Source organism: Burkholderia sp. IO2 (assembly GCF_029522185.1).
Classification (GTDB): Bacteria; Pseudomonadota; Gammaproteobacteria; order Burkholderiales; family Burkholderiaceae; genus Burkholderia; species Burkholderia cenocepacia.
On sequence record NZ_JAKWFH010000006.1, the window covers coordinates 1 to 16,391 of the forward strand.

The window sequence follows — 16,391 nt, forward strand, 5'->3', positions numbered from 1 at the left end:
AGCTGTGATTCGAGCTTAACGGCTCGCAGGAGACACAAGCTGTGCCGTAGCCGCCAACCGGCAAAGCAGCGCGCCAAACGGCGCGCCACCACTGAAGTTTGAAGCAAATCGAAGATATAAGGAGACAACACGATGACAGGAACGAAGCCCACGCCCGGCCCCGCGCTCGCGGTCGTGCAGGCCGCATGGAACGCGGCGGCGCGCGACTGGAATGCCGATGCGCTGACCGGCGTCTACACGGCCGATGCGCTGTTCTTCGGCGGCCGGCCCGGTCACGCGGCCGGGCACGACGCGATTCGCGCGTACTTCGCGTCGTACGAAGGCGTGATCCGGTCCGCGACGCTGGAACTGGTCGAGCAGCAGTTCATCCGGTTCGGCGACGACTGCTTTCTCGCGCAGGGCTACGGCGAATTCGCGTTCGTGCTCGGCGACGGCACGACGTCGCGCTCGCGTCTGCGCACGACGCTCGTGATCGCGGCGCAGCAGCACGAATGGAAGATCCGCCAGCATCACTTCTCGGCTTCGCCGGAAACGCCGCCGATCTGAGCGGGGCGAGTCGCCGGTGCGGGCGGTCAAGTCGTGCCGACGTGACGCGCGAGAAACTGCTCGGCGGCGCGGCCGAACACGTCGTTGCGATCGCCGGCGACCATGTGTCCCGCCGCGGCGACGTTCACGTATTCGGCGTGCGGGCACAGTTGGAGAAACTCGCGCACGCCCGCTTCGCTGACCACGTCGGAACTGCCGCCGCGCACCAGCAGCGTGGGCAGCGCGAGCTTGCGCGCGCACGCGCAGAAGCGGGCATGACGGGCGGCCAGGTCGGTCGTTCCCGACAGAAAGCGCGGATCCCAGTGCCAGTGATAGCGGCCGTCGTCGCCGAGCCGGACGTTCTTCGACAGGCCGGCATGATTGCCCGAGCGCGAACGGTGCGAGCGATAGCGGCCGATCGCGTCGGCGACTTCGTCGAGCGAGCCGAATCCGTCGGGGTTCTGCTGCATGAACGAACGGATGCGCGCAACGCCGGCCGGCTCCGTGTACGGCACGATGTCGACGAGGATCAGCGCACGCGCGTCGATCTTGCGTTCGCCGATCGCGACGAGGCTCGTGCCGCCGCCGAGCGATGCGCCGATCAGCACCGGCGGGCGACGCGCGCCGAGCACGTCGACGACGTGGCGCAGATCGCGCACGAATGCATCCTGACTGTAGTCGCCGTCGGCGCTCCAGTCCGAGTCGCCGTGCCCGCGCGCGTCGAAGGCCACCGCGAAATAGCCGGCGCTGCCGAGCAGCGCACCGGTGCCGCCCCACGCATGACGCGTCTGGCCGCCGCCATGCAGCAGCACGACGAGCGGGGCGTCGGGATGCCCCCATGTGTCGGCGGCGAGCCGCACGCCGTCGGCGGTACGCCACAGATGCATGGGTTCGGGGGTGCCGGGAAGGCGGCGTCCCGGCCTGGCCGGGGTGCGCGCGACGGATTCGCTGGATGGCGTCATGGCTGACCAATGATGGAGTGGCGGAGCAGGGCGGATGCGGCGCACGGTTCGCCGCGCCTTCAAACTTCGCCGGTGCGCGCATGCGTGTCAACGCGGCCGGCTGCGGCGTTCCGTACAGTGAGCGTGCCGGCGACGCGCGCCGTTGCGGCTGCGCGCGGCCAGTCGCGCGATGTCGGCCGGCAAGCGAGAGATTCAGGCAAGCCCGCGGCCGCCGCGCCGCGCGACGGGCGTCCCGCCAGGGTTGCGGTTCGCTGGCTCGCGCCATGAAAATACGCTACCCTGTCAAACATTAGTTTTGTGTCACAGGGCGGCAGGCGAGAGGATCAGGCAGTACCCGGGAGACGAAGACACGCCGCCGGCCGCCGTCGCGCGCCGGAACGGCAACGGGGCGATCGCTCGCGCGGCGTTTTTCACTTCATCGAGATTCTTGACAACAGCGGACGGCGGATACACGAACGTGCGAAAGCGAAATGTAAATCCCAGCGCGGATACCCGGGAAACCTTGCTGCGGCTGGCCGCGCGCTCTTTTGCGACGCAGGGCTATGCCGCGACCACGATGCGCTCGATCGCGGACCAGGCCGGGATCGAGGCGGCCAGCATCTACTATCACTTCTCGTCGAAGGAAGAACTGGTCGACGTCGTGATGGAGCACGGCGCGGACAGCATCGTGCAGCACATCAACGAGCATTTCGACGCACTGCCGCCCGATGCGACGGCCGAGGCGCGCTTCAAGGCGGCGCTGCTCGGGCAGATGAGCGCGCTGATCAAGTTCGGCGACTACGCGCTCGCGCACGGCCGCCTGCTGACCCAGTTGCCCGAGAAGGTGCGGGAGCGCCAAGTCAAGCGGCGCGAACGCCATCAGCAGCTGTGGATGGCAGTGTTCGACGGCTTGCGCGCCGAAGGCCTGCTGCGCGAGGACGTCGATATCGCGCTGTGCCGCGTGTTCGTGCTCGGCTGCATCAATTCCGTCCAGACCTGGTTCGACCCGAAGAAGGGCTCGCTGGAAAAGGTCGCCGATCAACTCAGCGCGATGTTCTTCGAAGGCGTGAAGCCCGCGGCAGGCGCGAAGCCATCGGCAGCCGCGAAGCCTGCCGCGAAAGCGAAGCGAAGCACCCGCAAGAGCGAACTGGCCGCCTGATCGGGCCGGCGATCCGGCGCGACGTGCCGGCTGGCACGCTCACGCGGCGGCGCGATGCCGCAGCGCCCGGTCGCGCGGCATCCGGCGCTCGAGAAAATCGAGCACGGCATGGCCGAACAGGTCGTTGTGTTCGCCTGCGCCCGTATGGCCGGCATTCCGCACGTCCGTGTGTTCCGCATGCGGGCACAGGCTCAGGAATTCGCGCGCGCCGGCCTCGCTGACGATGTCGGAGTCGGCACCGCGCACGAGCAGCGTCGGCAGTCTCAGGCGGCGCGCGGCGGCTGCAAAGCGCGCATGGCGGCGCGTCAGGTCGCGCGGCCACGCGAGAAAATGCGGATCCCAGTGCCAGCGATATTTCCCGTCGTCGTAGCGCAGGCTGCGCGCGAGGCTTTCCTCGCTGAGCGCTTGCGGCGGATGCGCGCGATAGTGGCGGATCGCGTCGGCCGCCTCGTCCGGCGAGCCGAAACCGTCCGGCTGCCGACGCATGAACGACTGCAGGCGCAGCGCGCCGGCCGGTTCGACGAAGGGTGCGATGTTGACGAGCACGAGCGCCGCCGCGTCGACATAGCTTTCGCCGACGGCAAGCAGGCTCGTTCCTCCACCGAGCCCGGCGCCGACGAGGATCGGACGTCGGCCGTCGAACATCGCGGCCACCCGCTCGAGGTCGCGGATCATCGCGCCCTGGCTGTAGTTGCAGGTCGGCGACCAGTCGGACTCGCCATGACCGCGCGCGTCGAACGCGACTGCATGAAAGCCCGCCGCGCCGAGCAGGCGGCCCATGCCGCTCCACGCGTGCCGCGTCTGCCCGCTGCCGTGCAACAGGATGACCGGCGCGCCGTCGGGGTCGCCCCATGATCGGCCGACGAGCCGGAGCCCGTCGGTGCTCGTCCACGTATGCCGGATGCCGGTCGGCCCGGCCGCATGCGTTCGCGTCGTCATTGCGTTCTTCATGATTCGATTGCATTCGCGTCGCGGGCCGCCCTTCGTCGAGCCGCAGCGCGGCGCCCGCGATCCGTGGTCCTTGTCCACCGGCGTTCGGCTGCGACGCCGGCATGCCGTCCGTGCCGGACAGGTCTGCGCACGGTTTCGCCTACGTTCGCCGCGGCGGGCAATCGAGTCAATCGCGGCGGCCGGAATGTTCCGTACTCCGGCCGGACCAGGGCGGTGACGCACCGCTTCGCGTCACCGTCGGCGGTCGCCAGGCTAGAACCGCTTGTTGATGCCGACGATTGCGCCGACCGTCGTACCCGACACGCCGTACAGCGCGTTGTCGATCGACAGCCCGAATCGCTCGCGGCCGTGATTGTTCACCGCGCCCACCTGCATATAGAGCGAGGTCGCCTTCGACAGGAAATAGCGCGTCGTCAGCGCGCCGAGCAGCGTGTGATTGTCCGAGTCGTGCGGGTCGCGGATGTACCACAGGCCGGCGTTGATATCGAGCTGCGGCAGCGCGTAGTAGTCGAAGCCGACGTTCCAGACGTTGTTGGTGCCGCCGTTCACGACGCCGCCGGCCACCGTCGTCGGCACCTTGTAGCTCGTGAACGACCCCTTCACCGTGAAGCGGTCGAAGTGGTAGCCCGCGCCGATCATGCGGCCGAAGAACGGCTGCTGGAAGGTCGTCAGCCCGGCGGAGCCGCGGCCTGAACTCGAGTCGTACATCGCGGCGTTCACGACCAGCCCGCGAAACTCGTAGCGCGCGCTGAGCGAGTACTGCTGCCCTGCGCGATAGTCGCCCGGCACGCCGCCGAACGCATACATCGCACTGCCGGAAAACCCGGCGAACTTCGGGCTCGTATAGGTGATCGCATTCGGATTGAAGGTGCCGACGAACGTGTTGTCCGCATAGACAGAGAATGCCGTGCCGAACTGGCCCGCGTTGCGCGGATCGGACTCGTAGATCGCCAGCACGAACGGCGAATACTGCACGCCCGCCTTCAGCTCGCCGAAGTTGCCGTTGAGCGCCAGCCATGCCTGGCGGCCGAACAGATTGCCGTTGCTGTTGTCGAAGCCGCCGTTGACGACGCTGACACCGCTTTCCAGCCTGAAGCTCGCTTTCAACCCGCCGCCGAGGTCTTCCTGTCCGAACAGGCCGAAATTCGACGGTTCCAGTCCGCCGTTGATCAGGCTGAACTGCTTGCCGCGATTGGCGCCGGTCGCCGAATTGAGCGTCTTGCTGGTGAACAGCATCCCCACGTCGAGCGTGCCGTATAGCGTGACGCTACTTTGCGCCCATGACGATGCGGGCAGCAGCGCAATGCCAAGCGCGATGACTGTCTTCTTCGTGCGCAGCCCTGATGATCGGCTTACATTCATTTCGATATCCGAATTTAACGAGAGGTGGAGGAACGGTGCATATCGGGCTGCTGAAGCCTTGCAGCGATATTCAGGGCCGTCGATCGGTTCGCGATGTCCGGCGGCGGACAGGCGGTTCCGGGCTCGGCATTAATCTAACGTTCGGTAGATTGCGGTGCACGACATCGAATCTCCATTGGGTATAACCCGAGGCGAATTCGTGCTTTCGCGCGATGATCCATTGGATGAATTTCGGCGTTCCGTACTTCAACGCGTTCAAGCGAATTTGAATTTGAAAAAATCGTCCGTTCTACGGAGTAAATCGCATGGAAGCGTTTCCAGGCGGCTAACCGAAGCCGTGTTTGCGCGAGTGAAACGGGATGCCTGTGTCACCAGGCGTTTTACCCGACGGAACGATTTTTTTTCGCGCGTCTGTCGGAAACCGCAGATTCGGCGACTTGAACGGACAGGCGAATGCGCGCTGCCGGAGCGCGCGGGAATGAGGCGGGAGAGGGAATGCGGTCGGAGGCGATCCGCGGCCAGCCTGACGAGGATCAAACCGGCGATGCCCGCAGCCCGATGGTTCGTGTCGGGCAATGCCGGCGACGCAGGCGAGCGCCCGCGACGACAGCCCGGGCGGGCCGTCATCGCGAGCAGCACGAACTGCACGAAAAGCGCTTCGCGCAGCGCGCCTACTTACCCATCGGTTTTGCGAACATCATGTGCGACATGCCGCCGTCGCACGCGATCGACTGCGCGGTGATATAGCCGGCGACCGGCGACGCGAGATACACGATCAGGTCGGCGACTTCCTCCGGCTTGCCGACGCGGCTCATCGGCAGCATCGTCGCGAGTTGATCGAGAATCTCCTGCGGCACCGAGCCGCGCGCCATCGGCGTGTCGATCACGCCCGGCAACACGACGTTGACTCGCACGCCGTAGGCCGCCCATTCGTGCGCCATCTGCCGGCTGAGCGTAATGAGCGCCGCCTTGCTCGGCCCATACGCGCCGCCCTGCGAATAGCCGTGGACGCCCGCGAGCGAAGCCGTATTGACGATGGCCGCATGCGGGCTCTTCTTCAGGTGCGGCAGCGCACTGCGCGCGAGCATCAATGCGCCGTCGACGTTCACCTGGAAGCCGGCGCGCCATTCGTCGATCGGCACGTCCTCAAGCATCCCCGAGCGCACCAGCGCGGCGGTGTTGATGACGACGTCGAGCCGTCCGAAGCGCTCGACCGTGGCGGCGATGGCCGCATCGATGTCCGGCTGTTTCGACACGTCGAGACCGAGCGCGATCGCCTCGCCGTCGCTGCGCACGATCTCGCCGGCGACGCGCTCGGCGTGGCCGGCGTTCAGGTCGGCCACCGCGACGGCGCCGCCGTTCGCCGCGAACGTCTTCGCGCTGGCCTCGCCCATGCCGCTGCCCGCGCCGACCACCAGCGCGACCAGCCCCTTGATACGTGAATGGATCATCCAGTCGCTCGATGCGTCATGGCTGGATTCGGTGTTCATCGGTTGCTCCTCGTGATGTCAGGTGATGGATGGTTCGTACGCCGGCACTCAGGCGGCCGGCTGGTCCAGGACCACGGTCTTGGATTCGAGGAACGCTTCGAGGCCGCCCGTGCCGCCTTCGCGCCCGATGCCCGATTGCTTGAAGCCGCCGAAGCCGATCGAGAAATCGGTGCGCGACGCGTTGTGGCCGACCGAGCCCGCGCGCAAGCGGCGCGCAACCTGCAGCGCCCGCTCGGTGTCGTGCGTGAACACCGCGGCATTCAGGCCGAAGATCGTGTCGTTGGCCATCTCGATCGCGTGTTGCTCGCTGTCGGCCGGGATGACGGACAGCACCGGGCCGAAGAACTCGTTCTGCGCGATGCGCGAGCGGTTGTCGACGTTCGCGAACACCGTCGGTTCGAAGAAGAAGCCGCGCGTCAGACGGGCGGGACGCTTGCCGCCGATCGCGAGCCGCGCACCGTCGGACACGCCTTGCGCGACCAGTCGCTCGACCACGTCGCGCTGCGCCGCGGTCGCGAGCGGGCCCATGCTCGTCGCGTCGTCGAGCGGGTCGCCGAGCACCATGCCGCGTGCGGCCTCGACGAGCGCATCGACCATCCGATCGTGCTTCGCGCGCGGCGCGATGATGCGCGTGAGGCTGTGACAGACCTGGCCCGACAGATAACTGAAATACGGTGCGCCGAGCACCTTCGCGGCCGTTTCGACGTCGTAGTCGTCGAGTACCACGGCAGGCGATTTGCCGCCGAGTTCGAGCGTGACGCGCGCGACGCGCTCGGCCGCCACCGCGCCGATGCGCCGGCCAGCGCCGGTGGAGCCGGTGAACGTGATCTTGTCCACGCCGGGATGGCGCACGAGCGATTCGGACACGGTCCGGTCGGCCGTCAGCATGTTGACCACGCCGGGCGGCAGGCCGACCTCGTCGCAGATCTGCGCGAACAGATGGCCCGAACTCGGCGTCTCGGGCGAATTCTTGATGACGACCGTGCAGCCCGCGAGCAGGGCCGGCGCGATCTTGTAGGCAAGCAGCCCGGCCGGCCCGTTCCACGGCACGATCACCGCCACCACGCCGACCGGCTCCTGCACGCGGTAGGCCTGATGGCCCGTCACGGCGCGCGCGGGCTCGACGAACGGATAGCTGTGCGCCATTGCCGCGTACTGGCGGAACGCGCCGCTCAGGAACAGGCCGATGCGCGGCTTGGCGATCCGGTACAGCACGCCGGATTCGATGCTCCAGCCGCGCGCGAAATCGTCGTTCAACGCTTCGAGGCGGGCGGCGATCTTCTCGAGGAAGGCGCCGCGCTCGGCCGGCGACAGGTGCGGCCACGGCCCGCGATCGAAAGCATCGCGCGCGGCGCGCACGGCAGCGTCGACGTCGGCTTCGTTGGCCATCGCCGCGTGCGCGACCACGTCCTCGGTCGCGCAGTTGAGCACCGCGCAGGTGTCGGTGGAAGCAGGCGCCACCCAGCGGCCGCCGATATAGAGGCGGTCCGCGTGCGGCATGTTCAGCGAAGGATGGTTCATCGTTGACGGTTCTCCGGTTGCGTGTCGGCTTATCGGCCGGCGGCCCGCACGAACTGGCGGATCACGGTGCCGAAGTCGTCCACGTGTTCGAGGTTCAGCACGCTGTCGACGACGCGATCGACGGTCGCGGCCGGCAGCAGGCCGTCGACGAAGGTGCGGAACTTGCCGACCAGTTCTTCCGTGGTCATGTAGGTCGACGGATCCGCCGACGGCGTGCCCTTCGGGAACATCTTCTCGCCGGCGAAGACCTGGCCGCGTGCGCGCACCTCGACGCGCGACGGGCGGCTCGAAATGTCGGCCGAGATCGACTGGAAATAGGTCGGATGCGTCTTCAGCGAAACGCGGTTCATCAGCGCCATCACGGACGGGTCGAACACGACGGCCGGATCCTGCCAGCGCGGGCCCGGCGGAATGCGGTGCGCCGCAACGGCGAGCCCGTGCGAGAAACAGAACTGCGCGTCGTGCACCTCGAGAATGTCGCGGTTCGTGAAGCAGGGCAGCACATAGGCCCAGCCTTCGCCGTACGACGTGATGCTCTCGATTTCGTCGGGCTTCAGGTCGTGCTGCGTGACGATGTCGATCAGCAGGTCGAGCGGCGCGTGCATCACGCGGCAGTGCGGATAGGGCTTGAACATCTGGAAGGCGGGGAAGCGCCACGTGTCGCCGAGGTCGGCCGTGATCAGCTCGGGCGTCCAGCGATCGGTGCCGATGAAGCTCGCGTAGCCGTTGATCTCGTCGTCGAGGATGCGCAGATCGCCGCGGTGCCCGAGTTCGCCCATGTCGGCGGCTGTCAGCGCGACGTTGGTCAGGCCGCCAGCCAGCTGATACTTGATGGTTGCGGTGGGCGCGTGCGTGAACCACGCGCGCTGCGCATTCACGGGTGCCGAAGCGGCGGCGAGACCGAGCGCGTTTGCCAGCTGCGCGGCCGACAGGCGCTTGAGCTTGCCGGCCGAGGCGGTCGCGCCGAACACGGTGCTGCTGTAGCCGACGACCGACGCGGGGTTGGCGGACTTGCCGTCCTTGGTGTCGCGGTAGCCGGCCATCGCGGCGCCGAAGCGGTACGAGATCTCGTGCGACACGGCCACCGCGGCGATCAGCTCCTTGCCGGAGCGCCGGTGCACCTCGGCGGTCGCAAAGGCGCCGGGCAGCACGTACGGGCTCACGTGGCCCGGCAGCAGCACCGAGTCCGCATCGAGCGCGTTCAGCAATTCGCTGTTGGCGAACGCGGCGCCGTAGACGGTGGTACGCTCGCCGGTACCGACGATGGTCGCCTCGCCTGCGGCGCCGCCGATGCGGCGGCCCATTTCGACACCGATGCGTCCACGCGGATGATCGATACCGGCCAGTGCGACGCCCAGCGAATCGAGGATGTCGCGCTTGCATTCCTGTACGACGATGTCCGGCAGCCGCGCGGTGTCGACGCCGGCCGCGAAATCGGCCAGCTGCTGGACGATGGTGGGGGAAGTCATGTGTCTCGCTCCTCGTTCGAATGCTGTTTATGTCAGGACAAATGCGACTAGCGTTGGCTCACGTGCCGTCATGTGCAATGGCTGCGATCGAAACGTTCCGTTCTTCGAAAGTCGCGCATGGCCGCGCACGCGAGCGAATCGCCGCATGCGGGGATACCCTGATGGGAAATCGACGCATGCAAAATAGAATAACAACTGTTAGTTAGATTTGCGCAAAGACTCGATGGTCGGTAGCGCTGTTCCATTGCAGCGCGAACCGACGCACGCTTGCTTTCCCGGCGGGTCCGATGCACGCCGCCCGCCGCTCTCCCACTTCCCGGACTACGCATGAAATACGAAGATTTCCAGTTCCTCCTGTTCGATCGTCAGCCGGACGGCGTCCTGCTCGTCACGCTCAATCGTCCGGAGGTCATGAACGCGACGAACAACCGCATGCACTGGGAATTGACCAAGGTGTGGGGCGTCGCCGCCGAAGACCCGAGCGTCAAGGTCATCGTCGTGACGGGCGCGGGCGATCGCGCGTTCTCGGCGGGCGGCGATCTCGCCGTCGTCGAGGAAATGGCGGCCAGCCAGGAGGCCACGCTACGGGTGATGAAGGAAGCGTCCGACATCGTCTACAACATGCTCGCGTGCGACAAGCCGATCGTCTCCGCCATCAACGGCACGGCCGTGGGCGCCGGTCTCGTCGTCGCGCTGCTGGCCGACGTGAGCGTGATGGCGGAGGACGCGAAGCTGACCGACGGGCATGCGCGCCTCGGCGTGTCGGCCGGCGATCATGCGGCGATCGTATGGCCGCTGCTGTGCGGGATGGCCAAGGCCAAGTACTATCTGATGACGGCGGATTTCGTCGACGGCAGGGAAGCCGAGCGGATCGGGCTGGTCAGCTTCTGCACGCCGCGCGCCGACGTGCTGCCGCGCTCGCTCGCGATTGCGGCGAACCTCGCGCGCGGCAGCCAGACCGCGATTCGCGCGACCAAGAAATCGCTGAACAACTGGATGCGGCTGGCGGGCCCCATCTTCGACAACTCGCTCGCGATGGAGATGCTGTGTTTCCTCGGCGCGGACGTGAAGGAAGGCGTTGCGGCATTGCGCGGCAAACGCCAGCCCGAGTTTCCGTCGGCGCGGCTGCCGCAGTCGTAGGCGATCGAATGCCCGGGCTGCTGCCCGGCTGCTGCAGCCCTTTATCTAACTAACGATAGGTAAAAATCGCGCAAGCCGCGACCGCTTCTCGACGGCATGGCGCATACCGAAGCCGCACGCTGTTCCTGCGCATGGTGCCCGGCATTTCGAATGCGGACGCGCGGCGACGTTCCGCTGGCCTGACGAACGCTGCGATATCAACTGGAGATTTCATGACGACCGTAACTGACGCTGCACAGGCCGCGCGCGCGAAAGCGCTCGCGTGGATCGGACAAGGCACGAAGCGTCTGCTGATCGGCGGGCGATGGGTCGACGCCGCATCGGGCAAGACCTTCGAGACGATCAACCCGGCCACCGAGCAGCCGCTCTGCCGCGTCGCCGAGGCCGACAGCGCCGACGTCGACGCCGCCGTGATCGCGGCGCGCAACGCGTTCGACGCGCCGTCGTGGTCGGCGGTGTCGCCGCATGCGCGCACGCGCGCGCTGCTGAAGATCGCCGACGCGATCGAGGCCCATGTCGACGAGCTGGCCGCGATCGAATCGCTCGACAACGGCATGCCGCTGTGGTTCGCGCAGGCCGCGGCGGGCGCCACCGTGGACATCGTCCGCTACTACGCGGGCTGGTGTTCGAAGGTACTCGGCACTACGATCCCGTCGGACGGCAGCACGCTGATCTACACGCTGCGCGAGCCGCTCGGCGTGTGCGGCCAGATCATCCCGTGGAACGTGCCGATCCTGATGGCCGCGATCAAGATCGCGAACGCGCTGTGCTGCGGCAATACGGTGATCCTGAAGCCGGCCGAGCTGGCCTGCCTGACGTCGATCCGGCTCGCGGAGCTGATTCAGGACACCGACCTGCCGCCGGGCGTCGTCAACGTGCTGCCGGGCTTCGGCGCGACGGCAGGCGCGGCGCTCGCGCAGCATCCGGGCGTCGACAAGATCGCGTTCACGGGCTCGACTGCGGTCGGCAAGCAGATCGCGCGCGACGCGACGCTGAACCTGAAGAAGGTGACGCTCGAACTCGGCGGGAAGGCGCCCAACGTGGTGTTCGCCGACGCCGACCTAGAAAAGGCCGTGCAGGCCGCGGTGAAGACGTTCTGCGGCAACTCGGGCCAGGTGTGCTCGGCCGGCACGCGCCTGTTCGTGCAGGAAAGCATCCATGAGCAGGTGGCGGAGCGCGTCGCGCAGCTGGCGGCCGGGTGGAAGGCCGGCGACCCGTTCGCGGCCGACACGAAGATCGGCCCGCTGATCTCGGCGACGCAGCGCGAGCGTGTCCGCTCGTACATCGGCGTGGGCCGCGAAGGCGGTGCGACCTTGCGGCTCGGCGGCGAGCCGTGGCGCGGCGCCGGCTATTTCGTCGAGCCGACGATCTTCGACAACGTGCGCAACGGCATGCGGATCGCGCAGGAGGAGATCTTCGGGCCGGTGCTGTCGATCATCCCGTTCCGCGACGAGGACGATGCGGTGCTGCAGGCCAACGACACGACCTACGGGCTCTCTGCCGCGGTCTGGACGCGCGACGTCGCGCGCGCGCACAAGGTGGTACGCGCGCTCAAGGCCGGGCGGCTGTGGATCAACACCTTCGGCGAGTCCGATCCGGCGATGGCGTTCGGCGGATACAAGCAATCGGGCTGGGGCCGCGAATTCGGCCAGGAATCGATCGACGCCTATACGCAGACGAAGTCGATCATGCTGCGCATGTGAACTTCGGCATCCGGAACATCTTCAGGAGACACCATCAACATGAACATTCCGCATTTCGTGTCGGGCACCAAGCAGCTGCTGATCGGCGGGCAGTGGGTCGAGCCGGCCGGCGGCGAGCGCGTCGAGGCCATCAACCCGGCCACCGGCGAGGTGCTGTGCCATATCGCGCAGGGCAGCGCGCAGGACGTCGATCGCGCGGTGGCCGCGGCGCGCCGCGCGTTCGAAGGACCGTGGAGCCGCTTCACGCCGCACGAGCGGCGCAAGCTGCTGCTGCGCGTGCACGACGCGATCCTCGATCACTTCGACGAGCTCGCGCTGATCGAGACGCTCGACATGGGCGCGCCGCTCGCGCGCACGCGCGGCTACAAGGAATGGCTGTCGCAGCTGCTGCAGTTCTACGCATCGCAAACGGGCGCGGGTGCGGTGGAAACGCCGCCGATGTCGATCGCGCCGAACTTCACCGCGCTCAAGCAGCTGATGCCGGTCGGCGTGGTCGGCGGCATCATCCCGTGGAACGGCCCGCTGATGGGGATGTGGTGGATCTACGGCCCCGCGCTGGCGACCGGCTGCACGGCCGTGCTGAAGCCGGCCGAGGATGCGTCGCTGTCGTCGCTGCGCGTGTCCGAGCTGATGATGGAAGCGGGCGTGCCCGACGGCGTGATCAACGTCGTGACCGGCTACGGCAAGGACGTCGGCCAGGCGCTGGCCGAGCATCCGGACGTCGATCGCGTCGCCTTCACGGGCTCGGTCGGCACCGCGCAGGCGATCGTGCGCGCGTCGGCCGGCAACCTGAAGCGGCTGCAGCTCGAACTCGGCGGCAAGTCGCCCGACATCGTGTTCGCCGATGCCGATCTCGACAAGGCCGTGCCCGGCGCGGCGATGGGCGTGTTCACGAATACCGGCCAGGTGTGCGTGGCCGGCACGCGGATCTTCGTGCAGCGCGCGATCCACGACGAATTCGTGCAGCGCATGGCCGCGTTCGCCGGCACGATCCGCATCGGCGACGGCCGCGATCCCGACACGCAGATCGGCCCGCTGATTTCCCAGCGCCAGCTCGAACGCGTGATGCATTACGTGGACGTCGGCGGCAAGGAGGCCCGGCTCGTGCACGGCGGCGGGCGTCCGGACGGCGCGCCGGCCGGCGGGTTCTTCATCGAGCCGACGGTGTTCGCCGACGTGCGCAACGACATGACGATCGCGCGCGAGGAGATCTTCGGGCCGGTCGCCTCGGTGATTCCGTTCGACACGATCGAGGACGCGCTGCGGCTCGCGAACGATACGCCGTACGGGCTCGCCGGCGGCGTATGGACCAGCAGCCTGTCGACCGCGCACCGCGTCTCGCAGGGGATTCGCTCGGGCACCGTGTGGGTCAACTGCTATGGCGTGATCGATCCGGCGGTGGGTTTCGGCGGCACGAAGATGAGCGGCTACGGCTGGAAGGGCGGCAAGGAGCACGTCGAGAGCTTCCTGTACCCGAAGGCCACCTATATCAATCTGGTCTGAGCCGGCACGGCGCCGCGTCACGACCGCATTCCCGCAGGCACAGGAGACACAAGACATGAAAGGCGTGGTTTTCAGAGGCGAACGCAGGCTGGAAATTCTCGATTTCGACGATCCGACGCCCGGCCCCGCCGATGCCGTGATCGAAATGAAGGCGTCGGGCATGTGCGGCAGCGACCTGCATTTCTACCGCAACAAGCCGGCCGACGTGATCCGCTCGCTGGGCTTCAAGGATCTCGCGTCGCGCGGCATGTCGGAGGACACGCCGATCATCGGCGGTCACGAGCCGTGCGGGCGGATCGTCGCGGTCGGTTCGGCCGTCGATCCGCGCGCATTCAAGGTCGGCGATCGCGTCGCGGTGTTCCACTACGAAGGCTGCATGCACTGCGATCACTGCCGTACCGGCTGGACGCAGATGTGCAGCCACGGCGCGGATATCCACGGCGTGATCAAGCACGGCGGCCACGCGCACTACATGAAGGTGCCCGCGACCTCGCTGGTCCATCTGCCCGACGAAGTGTCGTACGCCACCGGCGCCGCGATTTCCTGCGGCACCGGCACGGCGTGGGGCGCGCTGCTGCGCCTCGGCATCAGCGCGCGCGACACGCTCGCGGTGTTCGGGCTGGGCCCGGTCGGCCTGTCGGCCGTGCAGCTGGCCGCAGCGATGGGCGTCGAGGTGATCGGCGTCGATATCGCGGCCGATCGCGTCGCGCGCGCGAAGGATTTCGGCGCGGCCCACGCGATCGACGGCAGCCGGCAGGACCCGATCGAGGAGATCCAGAAGCTCACCGGCGGCCTCGGCGTGACCTGCGCGATGGATTGCGCGGGCGGCGACGTGCCGAAGCAGCAGGCGGTGCGCAGCACGCGCCCGTGGGGGCGGATCGCGCTGGTGGCCGTGGGCGGCAACCTCAACGTCGACGGGATGAAGGACGTGATCGGCAAGCAGCGCACGATCCTCGGCTCCTATACGTTCTCCGAGGTCGGGATGAAGGACTGCATCCACTTCGTCGCCGATCATGGCGTGGACGTCGACAAGCTGTTCACCGATCGCTGGCAGCTCGAGCAGGCCGACGAGGCCTACCGGCAATTCGACGCGCAGGCGGGCGGCAAGGGCGTGTTCGTGTTCTGAGCGCACCGTCGCGAGACACGTCGAGAGACGAGGAGACAGAAGCATGGCGAGATTCGAACGCCAGGGGATCGAGGATCCGATGGCCACGCTGTGCCGGATGGCACTGCAGACGCAGTACGACGACCTGCCGGCCGGCGTGGCGCGCCATGCGCGGCAGACGCTGCTCGACGCGATGGGCGTGACCATCGGCGGCTCGGCGATGGAGGGCATTCCGGAGATCGTGTCGCTCGTCAAGGAGCGCGGCGGCAATCCGCAGACGCCGCTGCCGTTCTACGGCGGCCGCGTGCCGGCGCACGAGGCGGCGCTCGCGATGGGCCCGATGCCGCGCGCGATGGATTGCGGCGATCTGCACGAGGAAGCCGGGCACGTGACCGAATACGTGGTACCGACGCTGCTGGCTGCCACCGGTCTGCGCGGCAAGGTATCGGGCAAGGAATTCCTCGCGGCGATGGCCGTCGGACAGGAGATCCTGGTGCGGCTCGGCACCGCGTACAAGGTGATCAACCGCGCGATCAAGCACCACGAATGCGGCGGCCATTACATCTTCGGCGCGGTGGCGGCCGTCGGCAAGCTGCTCGGGCTGACGCAGGATCAGCTCGAAAACGCGCAAGGCATCGCGCGGACCATGACGCAGCCCAATACGATGGGCATCTATTCGCCGGCCACGCTGATGGTGCGCATGCATCACGGGCTGGTCAGCCAGGCCGCCATCACGTGCTGCCAGCTGGCCCAGCGCGGCATCACCGGGCCGCGCGCCGAGGTGCTGACCGGGCCGAAAGGGTATCTGGGCACCGCGCGCTGGGAGACCGATCCCGACTTCATCCTGCATGCGCTCGGCGAGCACTGGGAGATGGAGAACATCATCACCAAGGGTTACAGCGCGTGCTACTTCTCGCATTCGTCGATCGACGCGATTCGCGAACTGATGCACGCGCACCGCTTCGGCGCGGCGGAGATCGCCGGCATCCATATCGAGACCTCGACGCCGGGCTGGCGCGCGGTGTGCGAGCCGCAGGACAAGAAGTGGCATCCGGTCACGGTGCCGGAGTGCCAGTTCAGCTTGCCGTACGTCGTGGCCATCGCCGCATTCGACGACAAGGTGTTCCTCGAGTCGTACAGCGAAGCCGCGCGCCGACGGCCCGAGGTGCGCGAGCTGATGACGCGCATCGCGGCCGCGGAAAACCCCGAGGTGTCCGACTGGGGCGCGCGCATGACCGTGACGCTGCATGACGGGCGCGCGCTCGCGAAAGAGTGCGTGTACGTGAAGGGCCATCCGCGCAATCCGTTCACGGAGCAGGACTTCATCGCCAAGTTCAGGCTGTGCGTGCCGTACTCGGCGATCGAGCTGCCGCAGCAGACGGTCGATCGGATGATCGACGACATCCTGCATCTCGACGAGGTGGACGACGTCGCGGCGGTGTTGCTCGATCCGCTCGTGCCGTCCGGGGAGGAATCGGCGGTCCGCCCGGCTTCGCCGGACCGCACCTGCCCCGCATGATTT

Annotated in this window: 13 protein-coding genes; 7 read left to right on the forward strand and 6 right to left on the reverse strand. The window is 67.5% G+C overall.

The features are described 5' to 3' along the window. The first annotated feature begins 132 nt into the window (after positions 1-132). Positions 133-546: an SgcJ/EcaC family oxidoreductase gene (locus MMB92_RS05140; RefSeq protein WP_062910226.1), complete on the forward strand. Its 414-nt coding sequence runs from the start codon at positions 133-135 to the stop codon at positions 544-546. Between the two features lie 26 nt (positions 547-572). On the opposite strand, the gene MMB92_RS05145 is transcribed toward MMB92_RS05140, so the two are convergent. Continuing rightward, positions 573-1,412, reverse strand: coding sequence for an alpha/beta fold hydrolase (locus MMB92_RS05145; RefSeq protein WP_230391033.1), 840 nt, complete (start codon positions 1,410-1,412; stop codon positions 573-575). Between the two features lie 577 nt (positions 1,413-1,989). Here MMB92_RS05145 and MMB92_RS05150 point away from each other — a divergent pair. Then, complete coding sequence (locus tag MMB92_RS05150) at positions 1,990-2,625, forward strand: TetR/AcrR family transcriptional regulator (protein WP_062910228.1); 636 nt, start codon at positions 1,990-1,992, stop codon at positions 2,623-2,625. Between the two features lie 39 nt (positions 2,626-2,664). Here MMB92_RS05150 and MMB92_RS05155 read toward each other — a convergent pair whose 3' ends face one another. From MMB92_RS05155 to MMB92_RS05175, 5 genes are all read right to left on the reverse strand, one after another. Beyond that, the gene (locus tag MMB92_RS05155) at positions 2,665-3,564 is read right to left on the reverse strand and encodes an alpha/beta fold hydrolase (RefSeq protein ID WP_063822425.1); all 900 of its coding nucleotides are present in this window, start codon (positions 3,562-3,564) and stop codon (positions 2,665-2,667) included. A gap of 264 nt (positions 3,565-3,828) precedes the next feature. Beyond that, a complete protein-coding gene (locus tag MMB92_RS05160; protein ID WP_009692210.1) occupies positions 3,829-4,938 on the reverse strand; it encodes a porin in 1,110 nt (369 codons plus the stop codon). A 671-nt stretch (positions 4,939-5,609) separates the two neighbouring features. Next, on the reverse strand, positions 5,610-6,428 hold the full coding sequence (locus tag MMB92_RS05165; protein WP_062910230.1) for an SDR family NAD(P)-dependent oxidoreductase: 819 nt from the start codon (positions 6,426-6,428) through the stop codon (positions 5,610-5,612). Positions 6,429-6,476: 48 nt separating this feature from the next. Then, the gene (locus tag MMB92_RS05170; protein WP_277562575.1) at positions 6,477-7,949 is read right to left on the reverse strand and encodes an aldehyde dehydrogenase; all 1,473 of its coding nucleotides are present in this window, start codon (positions 7,947-7,949) and stop codon (positions 6,477-6,479) included. A gap of 29 nt (positions 7,950-7,978) precedes the next feature. Beyond that, complete coding sequence (locus tag MMB92_RS05175; protein ID WP_062910232.1) at positions 7,979-9,418, reverse strand: MmgE/PrpD family protein; 1,440 nt, start codon at positions 9,416-9,418, stop codon at positions 7,979-7,981. Positions 9,419-9,745: 327 nt separating this feature from the next. Here MMB92_RS05175 and MMB92_RS05180 point away from each other — a divergent pair, with 327 nt between their 5' ends. From MMB92_RS05180 to MMB92_RS05200, 5 genes are all read left to right on the forward strand, one after another. Then, the gene (locus MMB92_RS05180) at positions 9,746-10,558 is read left to right on the forward strand and encodes an enoyl-CoA hydratase/isomerase family protein (RefSeq protein WP_277562576.1); all 813 of its coding nucleotides are present in this window, start codon (positions 9,746-9,748) and stop codon (positions 10,556-10,558) included. A gap of 212 nt (positions 10,559-10,770) precedes the next feature. Further along, positions 10,771-12,261 carry an aldehyde dehydrogenase family protein gene (locus tag MMB92_RS05185; protein WP_062910234.1) on the forward strand — a complete coding sequence of 497 codons (1,491 nt, stop codon included), beginning with the start codon at positions 10,771-10,773 and terminating at the stop codon, positions 12,259-12,261. 39 nt (positions 12,262-12,300) lie between these two features. After that, complete coding sequence (locus MMB92_RS05190; protein ID WP_062910235.1) at positions 12,301-13,764, forward strand: aldehyde dehydrogenase family protein; 1,464 nt, start codon at positions 12,301-12,303, stop codon at positions 13,762-13,764. 55 nt (positions 13,765-13,819) lie between these two features. Further along, positions 13,820-14,890 carry a zinc-binding dehydrogenase gene (locus tag MMB92_RS05195; RefSeq protein WP_062910236.1) on the forward strand — a complete coding sequence of 357 codons (1,071 nt, stop codon included), beginning with the start codon at positions 13,820-13,822 and terminating at the stop codon, positions 14,888-14,890. 43 nt (positions 14,891-14,933) lie between these two features. Next, a complete protein-coding gene (locus MMB92_RS05200) occupies positions 14,934-16,388 on the forward strand; it encodes an MmgE/PrpD family protein (RefSeq protein ID WP_062910237.1) in 1,455 nt (484 codons plus the stop codon). Positions 16,389-16,391: the final 3 nt, after the last annotated feature.

What these genes read in the sequence shown, in the direction of transcription:
- MMB92_RS05140 (WP_062910226.1), top strand. Translation starts at nt 133, where the DNA reads ATGACAGGAACGAAGCCCACGCCCGGCCCCGCGCTCGCGGTCGTGCAG.
- MMB92_RS05190 (WP_062910235.1), top strand. Translation starts at nt 12,301, where the DNA reads ATGAACATTCCGCATTTCGTGTCGGGCACCAAGCAGCTGCTGATCGGC.
- MMB92_RS05195 (WP_062910236.1), top strand. Translation starts at nt 13,820, where the DNA reads ATGAAAGGCGTGGTTTTCAGAGGCGAACGCAGGCTGGAAATTCTCGAT.
- MMB92_RS05145 (WP_230391033.1), bottom strand. Translation starts at nt 1,412, where the DNA reads ATGCATCTGTGGCGTACCGCCGACGGCGTGCGGCTCGCCGCCGACACA.
- MMB92_RS05155 (WP_063822425.1), bottom strand. Translation starts at nt 3,564, where the DNA reads ATGACGACGCGAACGCATGCGGCCGGGCCGACCGGCATCCGGCATACG.
- MMB92_RS05200 (WP_062910237.1), top strand. Translation starts at nt 14,934, where the DNA reads ATGGCGAGATTCGAACGCCAGGGGATCGAGGATCCGATGGCCACGCTG.
- MMB92_RS05175 (WP_062910232.1), bottom strand. Translation starts at nt 9,418, where the DNA reads ATGACTTCCCCCACCATCGTCCAGCAGCTGGCCGATTTCGCGGCCGGC.
- MMB92_RS05170 (WP_277562575.1), bottom strand. Translation starts at nt 7,949, where the DNA reads ATGAACCATCCTTCGCTGAACATGCCGCACGCGGACCGCCTCTATATC.
- MMB92_RS05160 (WP_009692210.1), bottom strand. Translation starts at nt 4,938, where the DNA reads ATGAATGTAAGCCGATCATCAGGGCTGCGCACGAAGAAGACAGTCATC.
- MMB92_RS05185 (WP_062910234.1), top strand. Translation starts at nt 10,771, where the DNA reads ATGACGACCGTAACTGACGCTGCACAGGCCGCGCGCGCGAAAGCGCTC.
- MMB92_RS05180 (WP_277562576.1), top strand. Translation starts at nt 9,746, where the DNA reads ATGAAATACGAAGATTTCCAGTTCCTCCTGTTCGATCGTCAGCCGGAC.
- MMB92_RS05165 (WP_062910230.1), bottom strand. Translation starts at nt 6,428, where the DNA reads ATGAACACCGAATCCAGCCATGACGCATCGAGCGACTGGATGATCCAT.